13 protein-coding genes are annotated in these 12,616 nt (G+C 69.3%); 4 read left to right on the top strand and 9 right to left on the bottom strand.

Annotated elements, in window-relative coordinates:
• Positions 1-65: 65 nt before the first annotated feature.
• Positions 66-254: a hypothetical protein gene (locus ACIRB1_RS14820; RefSeq protein WP_403465768.1), complete on the bottom strand. Its 189-nt coding sequence runs from the start codon at positions 252-254 to the stop codon at positions 66-68.
• Positions 255-481: 227 nt separating this feature from the next.
• Between ACIRB1_RS14820 and ACIRB1_RS14815 the strand changes: the two genes are divergently transcribed.
• Together ACIRB1_RS14815 and ACIRB1_RS14810 are read left to right on the top strand one after the other, a co-directional pair.
• Positions 482-1,270, top strand: coding sequence for a hypothetical protein (locus ACIRB1_RS14815; protein WP_403465796.1), 789 nt, complete (start codon positions 482-484; stop codon positions 1,268-1,270).
• 107 nt (positions 1,271-1,377) lie between these two features.
• Positions 1,378-1,560, top strand: a complete 183-nt coding sequence (locus ACIRB1_RS14810) for a hypothetical protein (protein WP_403465767.1) — start codon at positions 1,378-1,380, stop codon at positions 1,558-1,560.
• Between the two features lie 20 nt (positions 1,561-1,580).
• On the opposite strand, the gene ACIRB1_RS14805 is transcribed toward ACIRB1_RS14810, so the two are convergent.
• Entirely contained in the window at positions 1,581-1,934 is a 354-nt protein-coding gene (locus ACIRB1_RS14805; protein WP_403465795.1) for a metal-sensitive transcriptional regulator, read from the bottom strand.
• 197 nt (positions 1,935-2,131) lie between these two features.
• On the opposite strand from ACIRB1_RS14805, the gene ACIRB1_RS14800 reads away from it, so the two are divergent.
• Both ACIRB1_RS14800 and ACIRB1_RS14795 read left to right on the top strand, forming a co-directional pair.
• A complete protein-coding gene (locus ACIRB1_RS14800; protein WP_266770821.1) occupies positions 2,132-2,752 on the top strand; it encodes a DUF47 domain-containing protein in 621 nt (206 codons plus the stop codon).
• 7 nt (positions 2,753-2,759) lie between these two features.
• Positions 2,760-3,758: an anion permease gene (locus ACIRB1_RS14795; protein WP_403465766.1), complete on the top strand. Its 999-nt coding sequence runs from the start codon at positions 2,760-2,762 to the stop codon at positions 3,756-3,758.
• Between the two features lie 316 nt (positions 3,759-4,074).
• On the opposite strand, the gene pstB is transcribed toward ACIRB1_RS14795, so the two are convergent.
• The 7 genes from pstB to ACIRB1_RS14760 form a co-directional block, all read right to left on the bottom strand.
• Positions 4,075-4,851, bottom strand: a complete 777-nt coding sequence (gene pstB, locus ACIRB1_RS14790; RefSeq protein ID WP_328830174.1) for a phosphate ABC transporter ATP-binding protein PstB — start codon at positions 4,849-4,851, stop codon at positions 4,075-4,077.
• A 71-nt stretch (positions 4,852-4,922) separates the two neighbouring features.
• The gene (gene pstA, locus ACIRB1_RS14785; RefSeq protein ID WP_352183076.1) at positions 4,923-5,984 is read right to left on the bottom strand and encodes a phosphate ABC transporter permease PstA; all 1,062 of its coding nucleotides are present in this window, start codon (positions 5,982-5,984) and stop codon (positions 4,923-4,925) included.
• A complete protein-coding gene (gene pstC / locus ACIRB1_RS14780; protein ID WP_352183077.1) occupies positions 5,981-6,991 on the bottom strand; it encodes a phosphate ABC transporter permease subunit PstC in 1,011 nt (336 codons plus the stop codon). Before pstC ends, pstA begins: the two co-directional genes overlap by 4 nt.
• Before the next feature lie 108 nt (positions 6,992-7,099).
• The gene (gene pstS, locus ACIRB1_RS14775; protein ID WP_403465765.1) at positions 7,100-8,233 is read right to left on the bottom strand and encodes a phosphate ABC transporter substrate-binding protein PstS; all 1,134 of its coding nucleotides are present in this window, start codon (positions 8,231-8,233) and stop codon (positions 7,100-7,102) included.
• Between the two features lie 326 nt (positions 8,234-8,559).
• Positions 8,560-9,000 carry an NUDIX hydrolase gene (locus ACIRB1_RS14770; RefSeq protein WP_352183079.1) on the bottom strand — a complete coding sequence of 147 codons (441 nt, stop codon included), beginning with the start codon at positions 8,998-9,000 and terminating at the stop codon, positions 8,560-8,562.
• A 41-nt stretch (positions 9,001-9,041) separates the two neighbouring features.
• Positions 9,042-10,196 carry a CHAD domain-containing protein gene (locus ACIRB1_RS14765; protein WP_352183080.1) on the bottom strand — a complete coding sequence of 385 codons (1,155 nt, stop codon included), beginning with the start codon at positions 10,194-10,196 and terminating at the stop codon, positions 9,042-9,044.
• Entirely contained in the window at positions 10,177-12,546 is a 2,370-nt protein-coding gene (locus tag ACIRB1_RS14760; protein WP_403465764.1) for an RNA degradosome polyphosphate kinase, read from the bottom strand. The genes ACIRB1_RS14765 and ACIRB1_RS14760 overlap by 20 nt, the downstream gene beginning before the upstream one ends.
• Positions 12,547-12,616: the final 70 nt, after the last annotated feature.

The raw sequence follows: 12,616 nt of genomic DNA, 5'->3' as shown, positions 1-12,616 counted from the left end.
TTCGCCTCCTGTGGGGTTCCGTCAAGTGAGATACAGCGCGGACCCCACAAGTTCTCGTGGTCATGTCACAGGTTCGGAACAGGCAGATGCCCGGTCGCATCCGTCCTGGCCTGGCTTCTCGCGCGTCTCGCCGGGCCACGCCAGCCGCAGACACAGCGGGCGAAGCAGAAGGGACCCTGCTCGACCGTCGTCGTGCGGTGTTCGGGATGTGCGGGGGGAGCCTGTCCCTCGTCCTGCTGCGCCACATCGACCACGGTACCGAGGTTGCGTAAAGGGTTCGTATGGCGGGCGTATGCCGTCGGCTCGGTACCGGGTCCGCGTGACGGGGTCACCTACCCGTCGTTAAGCGGAACGACGGGGTTCCCGTGACGACGTACCGGGGGTACGGCAGGCTATGGAGCGGCAGCAGGTGGGGGTCACCCCGGTCGAGCGGAGCCGGGACTGGGGGCGAGCGGGCGGGGCGGTCGTCGCTGCGGGGCTCATGGTCGGGGTCTGCGTCGGGGCCGGCGGATGCAGCGCCGACGGGGTGGCGAGCGCGGACGCGCGGGGTGCCGGGGACCCGGTCGCGGTGGTGCGGCGGGCGGCCGACTCCCTGACGGCGGCGGGGAGTTCACAGGCCCGCACGTCCATGCAGATGGCCACCGGCGGCACCCGCGTGACCATCCGCGGAGAGGGCGTCTACGACTTCCGGCGCCGGCTCGGGCGGCTGACGGTGCAGCTGCCGCAGGACCCGGCGGGCACCAGCGAGCACCGGCCGATCACCGAACTCCTCGCGCCGGGCGCCCTGTTCATGAAGAACCGGGGTGCGGGCGTGCCCGCGGACAAATGGGTACGGGTCGACACCGGGACGCTGTCCGACGGGAACCTGGTGACCGGTGGGGCCACTGATCCGTACGCCGCCGCCGAGTTGCTGCGCGGGACGACTGCGGCGACGTATCTCGGGAAGACGGAGGTGGCCGGGGCCCCGGTGCGTCACTATCGGGGGGTCGCCGATCTCGCCGTCGCGGCGCGCAGCGCGTCGGCGGCGAACCAAGCGGCTCTGAGGGCGGCGGCGAAAGGGTTCGCCACCGCGCGGGTACCCTTCGACGTCTACCTCGACGACCAGGGCCGCGTCCGCAAGCTCGGCCAGCGCTTCAGCTTCGTCAACGGGCAGCGCCACAGCACGGTGGCGGTCACCTCGACGACGTTGCTGTACGACTTCGGGGCCGCCGTGGACGTACGGCTTCCGGCGTCGAAGGACATCTACGCCGGGCAGATCGCCGAGAAGTGACCGGAACCGATCGGTGTGAGTCCGGGTGCGGACTAGCCCGTCCGTGCCATGCGCGTTGTGTAGACCGCTCCCTACTCTAGGAAGTCGGTGACGGCAGAGAAGAGGTGATGCACGTGGCTCGGGTCGGCGGTACGGCAGTTCAGGACCACGTGGCCCTCGCCGAGATCGAGCTGTGCGGCGACCTGATCATCGCGGCCTCGGCCGCCCAGGACCGGCTCAGCCTGGAGAGCATCGACGAGGTGCTGAAGGTCGCCGAGGAACGGGACGGCTTCGGCGGCGCCGGGGACTGAGGGATCGAAGGGACCGGGGGTCAGGTGCGGAGCAGACGGGCGATCGCCTTCGTCGCCTCCTCGACCTTCGCGTCGATCTCCTCGCCGCCCTTGACGGCCGCGTCGGCGACGCAGTGCCTCAGGTGCTCCTCCAGGAGTTGCAGCGCGAACGACTGCAACGCCTTCGTGGAGGCGGACACCTGGGTGAGTATGTCGATGCAGTAGACATCCTCGTCGACCATGCGCTGGAGGCCGCGGATCTGGCCCTCGATCCGGCGCAGGCGCTTGAGGTGCTCGTCCTTCTGCTTGTGGTAACCGTGGGTCACCGGCTCGTGGGCCGGTTCGGCCGCCGGCCCGGAGGGCGCCGCCGCCGCGCCGGCCTCGGTGGTCGTCATCGCGTCCATCGCGTCCTCCAGACATATACCCCTAGTGGGTATATCGTAACGAACTTTGCTGGGTATAGGGCCCTTGGTACGCCCCCGTGCGGATCACTGTGCCTGATGGGCGACACTGGGGGACGGCCCATTAGCCGTGGCCGGATGATGCACTTAGCATCAGCCTGACCGAAACCGATGCATCCCGAGGACCCCTTGTGCGCTTTCGTCTGACCCCCAGGGAGACGAGCTTCTACGACATGTTCGCCGCGTCCGCGGACAACATCGTCACGGGCTCGAAACTCCTCATGGAACTGCTCGGGGCGGACACCGCCGGCCGGGCCGAGATCGCAGAGCGTATGCGGGCCGCTGAACACGCCGGTGACGATGCCACGCACGCGATCTTCCATCAGCTGAACTCCTCCTTCATCACGCCCTTCGACCGCGAGGACATCTACAACCTCGCCTCCTGCCTCGACGACATCATGGACTTCATGGAAGAGGCCGTCGACCTGGTCGTCCTCTACAACGTCGAGGAACTCCCCAAGGGCGTCGAGCAGCAGATCGAGGTGCTGGCGCGGGCGGCCGAGCTGACCGCCGAGGCCATGCCGAACCTGCGCACGATGGACAACCTCACCGAGTACTGGATCGAGGTCAACCGCCTGGAGAACCAGGCCGACCAGATCCACCGCAAGCTGCTCGCCCAGCTCTTCAACGGCAAGTACGACGCCATCGAGGTCCTGAAGCTCAAGCAGATCGTGGATGTGCTGGAGGAGGCGGCGGACGCGTTCGAGCACGTGGCGAACACGGTGGAGACCATCGCCGTCAAGGAGTCCTGACCTCTCCATGGACACCTTCGCTCTGGTCGTGACCATTCTGGTCGCGCTCTTTTTCACGTACACGAACGGTTTTCACGACTCCGCCAACGCCATCGCCACGTCGGTCTCGACGCGGGCGCTGACGCCGCGGGCGGCGCTCGCGATGGCCGCCGTGATGAACCTCGCCGGTGCGTTTCTCGGTTCCGGGGTCGCCAAGACCGTCAGCGAGGGGCTGATCGAGACGCCCGAGGGGTCGAAGGGGATGGGAATCCTCTTCGCCGCGCTGATCGGTGCGATCACCTGGAACCTGGTCACCTGGTACTTCGGGCTGCCGTCGTCGTCCTCGCACGCGTTGTTCGGCGGGATGGTGGGGGCCGCGCTGGCCGGCGGTACGGAGGTCATCTGGCACGGGGTCGTCGACAAGATCATCGTGCCGATGTTCGTGTCGCCGGTGGTCGGGCTCGTCGGCGGTTATCTGGTCATGACCGCGATCATGTGGATCTTCCGGAAGGCCAATCCGCACAAGGCCAAGCGGGGGTTCCGGATCGCGCAGACCGTGTCGGCCGCGGGGATGGCGCTCGGGCACGGGCTCCAGGACGCGCAGAAGACCATGGGTGTCGTGGTGATGGCACTGGTGATTTCCGGCCACTCGACGTACGGCGATCCGATTCCGGTCTGGGTGAAGATCGTCTGTGCGCTGATGCTGTCGCTGGGGACGTATGCCGGTGGGTGGCGGATCATGCGGACGCTGGGGCGGAAGATCATTGAGCTGGATCCGCCGCAGGGGTTCGCGGCGGAGACCACGGGGGCGGCGATCATGTTCACCACCGCGTATCTCTTCAAGGCGCCGGTTTCCACGACGCATGTCATCACCTCGGCGATCATGGGTGTCGGGGCGACGAAGCGGGTGAATGCCGTGCGGTGGGGTGTCGCCAAGAACATCGTCCTGGGCTGGTTCATCACGATGCCGGCGGCGGCGATTGTCGCGGCCCTGGCGTTCTGGATCGTGAACCTGGCGATCCTGTAGGCCGGGGGCTGCGCCCCCTGGCCCCCGGTGTTTCCCGCCCACCCACCCGTTTACGGTCGGCCAGGAGGGCACCGTAGAAGCAAGGGCGAGACACCGGTAGCCGTGCCGTGTGCCCCCGGGTGACGTGAATCGCTCACCTCTCGGCCGACCGTAAACGGGTGGGTGGGCGGGAAACCAGGAACGCGCACCCCCACCGGCCCGCACCCGCCCATACACGAACGGGCCCGCCCCCGGGAGCCAGGGGCGGGCCCTTTTCGGCCTCGCGGTGGCACCGCCATGCAGCACCGCGAGGAGTCTCAGGAGAGCGACGCTCGGTTTAGCCGAAGCGGCCCGAGATGTAGTCCTCCGTGGCCTGGACCGACGGGTTGGAGAAGATGCGCTCCGTGTCGTCGATCTCGATGAGCTTGCCGGGCTGACCGACCGCCGCGAGGTTGAAGAAGGCCGTACGGTCCGAGACGCGCGCCGCCTGCTGCATGTTGTGCGTCACGATGACGATCGTGAAGCGTTCCTTCAGCTCGCCGATCAGGTCCTCGATCGCGAGGGTGGAGATGGGGTCGAGGGCCGAGCAGGGCTCGTCCATCAGGAGGACCTTCGGCTCCACCGCGATCGCCCGCGCGATGCACAGACGCTGCTGCTGGCCACCGGAGAGGCCCGAGCCGGGCTTGTTCAGGCGGTCCTTGACCTCGTTCCAGAGGTTCGCGCCCTTGAGGGACTTCTCGACCACGTCCGACAGCTCGCTCTTCTTGTAGCTGCCGTTCAGCCGCAGGCCCGCCGCCACGTTGTCGAAGATCGACATCGTGGGGAACGGGTTCGGGCGCTGGAACACCATGCCGATCTCGCGGCGCACGGACACCGGGTCGATCGCGTGGCCGTAGAGGTCCTCGTCGTCCAGGAGGACCTTGCCCTCGACCCGGCCGCCGGGGGTGACCTCGTGCATGCGGTTGAGGGTGCGCAGGAAGGTCGACTTGCCGCAGCCGGAGGGGCCGATGAAGGCCGTCACCGTGCGGGGCTCGACCGTCATCGAGATGTCGTCGATCGCCTTGTGGGAGCCGTAGTAGGCCGTCAGCCCACTTACGTCGATTCGCTTCGCCATGACTACTTCACTTCCAAAAGTCTGTGTGTCGCTGGAGGGGCCCCGTGCGGCGGTAGCCGCGTGGTGATACGTCAGCGAGCGGTCTTGGGGGCCTTCCAGCGGGCGATGCCGCGGGCCACCAGGTTGAGGATCATCACGAAGGCGATCAGGGTGAGGGACGCGGCCCAGGCACGGTCGTAGGCCGCACCGGAGCCCGCGCTCTGCGCGAACTGCTGGTAGATGTACAGCGGCAGCGACGCCTGTGCCCCGTGGAACGGGTCGTTGTTGATGAACGGGTTGCCGAACACCAGCAGCAGGACGGGCGCCGTCTCACCGGCGATACGCGCCACCGACAGCATGATGCCGGTGGTGATGCCGCCGATCGCGGTCGGGAGGACGACCTTGAGGATCGTGCGCCACTTCGGGATGCCGAGGGCGAGCGATGCCTCGCGCAGCTCGTTCGGTACGAGCTTGAGCATTTCCTCGGTGGAGCGGACCACGACCGGCATCATCAGGATGGCCAGGGCGCAGGAACCCGCGAAGCCGAAGGGCTGCATGTCCCACATGAGCATCAGGGACAGGATGAACAGACCCGCGACGATCGACGGGATGCCCGTCATGACGTCGACGAAGAACGTGACCGCCTTGGAGAGCTTGCCCTGTCCGTACTCGACCAGGTAGATCGCGGTGAGCACCCCGATGGGGGCGCCGATCAGGGTGGCGAGGCCGACCTGCTCCAGGCTGCCGATGATGGCGTGGTAGATACCGCCGCCGGGCTCGCTGTCGGCGACCACACCCATCGAGTGGGTGAGGAAGTAGACGTCGAGGACCTTCACGCCGCGCGAGATCGTCGTCCACAGGAGCGAGACGAGCGGGATCACGGCGAGGAGGAAGGCGACCCAGACCAGGCTGGTCGCGATGCGGTCCTTGGCCTGGCGGCTGCCCTCGACGCGCGTGGCGATGACGTACGTGCCGATGACGAAGAGGATGGCCGCGATCAGGCCCCACTGGATCTTGCTGTCGAGGCCGCCGACCAGTCCGATGAGGACGGCCAGGACGATGGAGCCGCCGGCGATCGCGTACGGCGACCACTTCGGGAGGGTGGCGCCCTGGAGGGTGCTCACGGGCTTGTCGGCTACGGCTGCGGTGCTCATGCGTTGGCCCCCGAGTACTCCGCGCGGCGGGCGATGATGAGTCGGGCCGCGCCGTTGACCAGCAGGGTGATGACGAACAGGACGAGACCGGAGGCGATGAGCGCGTCCCGGCCGTCCGCCGTCGCCTCGCTGAACTTGCTGGCGATGTTCTGGGCGAAGGTTCCGCCGCCCGGGTTGAGCAGGCTGGCGTGGATGATGAAGTCGGGGGAGAGCACGGTGGCGACGGCCATCGTCTCGCCGAGCGCGCGGCCGAGGCCGAGCATCGAGGCGGAGATCACACCGGAGCGGCCGAAGGGGATCACCGCCATGCGGATGACCTCCCAGCGGGTGGCACCGAGTGCGAGGGCCGCCTCCTCGATCATCTGCGGGGCCTGGCGGAAGACCTCGCGGCTCACGTTGGTGATGATCGGCAGGATCATGATCGCCAGCAGGATGCCGACGGTGAGCATGGAGCGGGGGGCGCCCTGGTCCCAGGAGAAGATCCCGGTCCAGCCGAAGTAGTCGTTCAGCCACCCGAAGAGCCCGACCATGTGCGGGACGAGGATCAGGGCGCCCCACAGGCCGTACACGATGGACGGTACGGCGGCCAGCAGGTCGATCACGTAGGAGACCGGGCCGCGGAGCTTGCGCGGGGCGTAGTGGGTGGTGAAGAGGGCGATGGCGACCGCGATCGGGACCGCGATGACCATGGCGATGATCGAGGACACCACGGTGCCGAACGCCAGGACGGCGATGCCGAACTTCGGCGGCACGAGGTTGGTGTTCCACTCGAAGGTGGTGAGGAAGTTCGCGTGGTCCTTGCTGATCGCGAGGGAGGCGCGATAGGTGAGGAAGACCGCGATCGCGGCCATGATCACCAACAGCAGGATGCCCGACCCGCGGGAGAGACCGAGGAAGATCCGGTCACCGGGTCGGGTGGCGCCACGGGCTACACGCTTCTGCTCCGCGGGCGAGGGTTCGGGGGTGGGGGGCGGTGCTTCTTCAGGGTTCTTCGTAGATATATCCATCGGGATTCTCCGGTCTGCGGGTCCACACGTGCGGTGTGCGGTCCGTGGCGGCGGTGCACCGGACGGTGCGGCCGGGTCCCTGGAGCGGGACCCGGCCGCACACTCGGACTAGCTGATGCTCGCGATGGTGCTGCGAACCTTGGTGATGATCGCGTCGGGGATCGGCGCGTAGTCGATGGTGGAGAGGACCTTCTGGCCCTCCTCGCTGGCGATGTAGGTGAGGAACGCCTTCGTCGCGGGCAGCGTGTCGGCCTTGTTGCCCTTGTCGCAGACGATCTCGTAGGTCACCAGGGTGATCGGGTACGCGCCCTCGGCCTTGGTGTTGTAGTTCAGCTTGAGCGACAGGTCGGAGCCGGTGCCGACGACCTTGGCGTCGGCGATGTCCTTGGTGGCGCTGTCGGTGCTCGGGGCGACCGGGGCGGAGGCGCCGGTGTCGATGCTGACGGCCTTGACGCCGTCACCGACGTAGGAGAGCTCGAAGTAGCCGATGGCACCCGAGGTCGCCTTGACCTGCTGGGCCACGCCCGCGGAGCCGGCGGCGGACTGGCCGCCCTTGGCCTGCCACGCCTTGCCGCCGGAGTACTTCCAGTTGGCGGCGGTGGTGGCGATCAGGTACTTGGTGAAGTTGTCCGTGGTGCCGGACTCGTCCGAGCGGTGGAACGCCTGGATCTTGAGGTCGGGCAGCTTGGCGGACGGGTTCAGCTTCTTGATCGCCGCGTCGTTCCAGTTGGTGATCTTGCTGTCGAAGATCTTGGCGAGCGTCGGGGCGTCCAGCACCAGGTTGTCGACACCCGGGACGTTGTAGCCGAGCGCGATCGGGCCGCCGACCATCGGGAGGTCGATGCCCTGGCCGCCGGAGCAGACCTGCTTCGAGGCGGTGACCTCGTCGGGCTTCAGCGCGGAGTCGGAACCGGCGAAGGCCAGCTGACCCTGGTTGAAGGAGGTGACACCGGCGCCGGAGCCGCCACCCTTGTAGTTGATCTGGACGCCACAGGCCTGGCTGAAGGCCTTCACCCACGCGTCGATCGCGTTCTTCTGCGCGGACGAGCCGTCGGCGAGGAGCTGCTGGCCCTTCTTCGCGGTGCCGCAGTTCGCGGAGCTGGCGTTGGCCGACGACGAGGAGCTGCTGCTGCTCGACGAGCCGCCGTTGTCGTCCGAGCCGCACGCCGTGAGGGCCAGGGCGCCGGAGACGGCGAGAGCACCGAGGGTGAGGGCCCGCCGGTTCATGCGCTGAAGCTTCACTTGAAAGAGTTCCTTCCGAGAGCCGCCGTCCTGAATTACGGCGGCGTGCGAAGACGGGGTGACGCGGGTGGCGACCCCCAGGTCGCAGCTCGCATCGCGTAAGGCCGAAATTAGGCAGAACAGGTGAAGGCGCCTATGGGCCTAAGTGAACGGAGGGTGAACCCCTGTGGGCGGTGCGGTTAGGTCACGGAACGCTCACGTCGAGGACACGGGCTGATTCCGGACTATGCCAGGTGCGGAGCGTCCGCAGCGCCTCCACGAGGGCGCGTTCCCCCGGCTGGGCGAGGCGGTTTCGGGCGGTCGCCGGGGAGAATCGCGTGCGCCCCTCATCGCTCGTGCCCGTCCTCGTCCGTGCCGATGGCGATGAGCGCCAGCGAGATCAGATCCCGGTCCCGCTCGTAGGAGAGCCGCTCGTGGGCCGCGTCGGGACTCAGCCAGCACAGCGCGTTGACCTCGTCGTTCGGTGCGAACGCCCCGTCGGTCGCCTCCGCCGCCCAGTAGTGGACCTCCTTGGGCCGCCCGTGGTGGTCGAGGTACTGGGCCGAGGGGAGCCGCGTCCCCAGCCGGCAGGTGTAGCCGGTCTCCTCCAGCACCTCGCGGCGGGCCGCCTCCTCGAACGTCTCACCGCGTTTGAGCTTGCCCTTGGGCCACGACCAGTCGGCCCACTTGGGCCGGTGGACCAGCGCCAGTTCGAGTTCTCCGGCGGCCGGGCGGCGCCACAGGACGCAGCCGGCCGCCTGGACGGTGGTGTCGTTCGTGGAAGTCACTGGTCGTTCACCGTCTCCTCCGCGCGGGTTGGTGCGGGGCGTCAGGGGGTGCCCGCCGCCTGTTTCTGCCACGACTGCTGGAAGGCGAAGCGGGCCGCCTCCACCTCGTGGCGCTGGTCGGCGTGGAGCACGCCGAGCGCGTACGCGGTCGCCGGGGCGATCCGCGGGGTGCGGGCCGCCGACGCGGCCGCCGCGGCGGCCTCCGAGGCGTCCCGGTGCAGATTGAGGGCCTGGCCGGCCGCCAGCAGGCGTACGTCCGTCGGCGCGCCGTCCCCGTGCAGCACCTCGCCGGCGTAGCGGTGCAGCCGCAGCAGCAGCCGGACCTGGTGCCAGGGGCCGTCCTGGGGGTGCGGGGCCGGGTCGGGGGAGAGGCCGTGGATGAGGGCCTCCGCGTTGTACGGGTGCCCGGCGGTGACCAGCGGCAGCGCGGTGACCGCGTCGGTGAGGCGCTCCCCGGCGGCGGCGGCCAGCGGGCGCAGGTCGGCCGTGGCCGCGGCCGGGGTCAGCGGGACCTCGCTGGCCAGTACGGCGACCTTGTCGGCGACCGCGTGGAAGCGGGACGAGCCGAGGGCCTGGAGGGCGGTGGAGTGGGCCCGGGTCCTGGCCAGGGTGAGCTGGCGCTCCAGCAGGGCGCCCGCCTTGGCCGCGCCCACGGTGAGGTTGCCGCGCTCGGCGGTGGCCGTGGGGGTCGCGGCGGGGCCGGTGCCGGGGGCGCGGGCGCCCGCGGGGGCGGGGATGCCCCGGCCCGCGCCGGTGACCCGGCCGCCGATCGCGGAGGCCGCCGACTGGGCGGGGAACGCCGCCGAGCCGGAGAGCCGGTGCAGGGCGAGCAGCAGCCGCTCCAGCCGGGCCGCGCAGGCGTGCTCCAGGGCCAACGTGCCCGACAGCCATGCCAGCTCGGGGCGCATCTCCTCGGACCAGTCGTTGTCGAGGAGCGGCCGGAAGGTGTGCAGGCTGCCGCTGATCCGGCGGGCCGAGCGGCGCAGGGCGCGCGCCGCGTCGACGGACTCCTCCGTGCCGTTCTGCCCGCCGCCGGTCTCCCGGTGCAGCCGCAGGGCACGGAGGAACTCCGTGGCCTGGGCCCTCAGGTAGCCCGCGAGGGCGTCACCTGTGGCGGCCCCGCCCGCCCGGCCGGGGTCGGGCGGGGAGGGCCTGGCCGTGGCCGGGTCCGTAGGGTCAAGGTGTTGCTGTGCCACGCCGGCGCCTCCGGGCGTCTATGAGCATCTCCTGGACGTTGCGCAGGGGTTGGCCTTCCGCGTCGGTCGCGTGCCGGGTCCACTCGCCGTCCGGGCCCAGGTGCCAGGACGAGGTGGTGTCCGACATACCGGTTTCCAGCATCCGGTTGAGCGCGGCGCGGTGGGCCGGGTCGGTGACCCTGACCAGGGCCTCGATCCGACGGTCGAGGTTGCGGTGCATCATGTCGGCGCTGCCGATCCACACCTCGGGCTCGCCTCCGTTGCCGAAGCCGAAGACGCGGGAGTGTTCGAGGAAGCGGCCGAGGATGGAGCGTACGCGGATGTTCTCGGACAGGCCGGGGACCCCGGGCCGCACCGCGCAGATGCCGCGCACCCACACGTCGACCTGGACGCCCGCCTGGGACGCGCGGTAGAGCGAGTCGATGATCGCCTCGTCCACCATCGAGTTGACCTTGATGCGGATGAACGCGGGGCGTCCGGCACGGTGGTGCTGGACCTCCTTGTTGATCCGGGCGATCAGGCCGTCGCGCAGGGACTTGGGGGCGACCAGCAGACGGCGGTAGGTCTCGCGGCGCGAGTAGCCGGACAGCCGGTTGAAGAGGTCCGAGAGGTCGGCGCCGACCTGCGGGTCGGCGGTCAGCAGGCCGAGGTCCTCGTAGAGGCGGGCCGTCTTCGGGTGGTAGTTGCCGGTGCCGACGTGGCTGTAGCGGCGGAGCGTGTCGCCCTCCTGGCGGACCACGAGCGACAGCTTGCAGTGGGTCTTGAGTCCGACCAGGCCGTAGACGACGTGGCAGCCCGCCTCCTCCAGCTTGCGCGCCCACTTGATGTTGGCGTGCTCGTCGAAGCGGGCCTTGATCTCGACCAGGACGAGGACCTGCTTGCCGGCCTCGGCCGCCTCTATGAGCGCGTCGACGATCGGGGAGTCGCCGGAGGTGCGGTACAGGGTCTGCTTGATCGCGAGGACGTCGTCGTCGTTGGCCGCCTGCTCCAGGAACCGCTGGACGGAGGTGGAGAACGAGTCGTACGGGTGGTGCAGCAGCACGTCCCGGTTGCGCAGGGCGGCGAAGATGTCGGGCGCGGAGGCCGACTCGACCTCGGCGAGGTCGCGGTGGGTGCCCGCGATGAACTTCGGGTACTTCAGCTCGGGCCGGTCCAGCGAGCCGATGCGGAACAGGCCGGTGAGGTCGAGCGGGCCCGGCAGCGGGTACACCTCGGCCTCGCTGATCTTGAGCTCGCGCACCAGCAGGTCGAGCACCTCGCGGTCGATGGACTCCTCGACCTCCAGGCGCACCGGCGGCCCGAAGCGGCGCCGCATGAGCTCCTTCTCCAGGGCCTGGAGCAGGTTCTCCGCGTCGTCCTCCTCGACCTCGAGGTCCTCGTTGCGGGTCAGCCGGAACGCGTGGTGCTCCAGGATCTCCATGCCCGGGAAGAGTTCCTCCAGATGGGCGGCGATCACGTCCTCCAGGGGGACGTACCGGCCCGGGGAGGACTCCAGGAAGCGGGAGAGCAGCGGCGGCACCTTGACGCGCGCGAAGTGGCGGTGTCCGGTGACCGGGTTCCGTACGACGACCGCGAGGTTCAGCGAGAGACCCGAGATGTACGGGAAGGGGTGCGCGGGGTCGACGGCCAGCGGGGTCAGCACCGGGAAGATCTGGTGCCGGAACAGGGTGAAGAGGCGGGCCTGCTCCTTCTCGGTCAGCTCGTTCCAGCGGACCAGGTGGATGCCCTCCTCGGCGAGCGCGGGGGCGATGTCCTCGTGGTAGCAGGCGGCGTGCCGCGCCATCAGCTCGCGTGAGCGGGCCCAGATCATCTCCAGCACCTCGCGCGGCTGAAGGCCGGAGGCGGAGCGGGTGGCGACACCGGTGGCGATACGGCGCTTGAGGCCGGCCACCCGGACCATGAAGAACTCGTCGAGGTTGCTGGCGAAGATGGCGAGGAAGTTCGCCCGTTCGAGCAGCGGGGTGTTCGGGTCCTCGGCGAGTTCCAGGACCCGTTCGTTGAACGCGAGCCAGCTGCGCTCCCTGTCGAGGAAGCGGCCCTGCGGCAGCTGGGGCCCGTCGTACGGCGACTCCTCGTACTCGTCGAGGTCGGCGTCGATGTCGGGTTCCAGATCGGAGACCGCCGCCGACACGGTGTGCGGGCGGTGCGCGGCTATGGAGCCCACGGAGGGCTGCGCGTGCTGGACCTGTGCCTGGGCGTTGGGCTGGCTGCTCATGTGCCCATTGTTCCGCGCCGGGGGTGATACGGGCGCGTCGGAGAGCGCCGGGGGGAGCGTGAGCGCGGTGGGAGCGTCCCCGTTCCTCCCGTTCACCTCGGGAGGCGGCGAGGGCTCTGGCACGACGGGCTGCATTCGCCGAGCCTCGCAAGCCCGTCTGAACCGTTGGTTACGGCGACATGGCGTGCGGGATATCGGGGGGCGG

Source organism: Streptomyces sp. NPDC096013, from assembly GCF_044763565.1.
Classification (GTDB): Bacteria; Actinomycetota; Actinomycetes; order Streptomycetales; family Streptomycetaceae; genus Streptomyces.
This window is presented reverse-complemented; position numbering and strand designations above follow the sequence as displayed.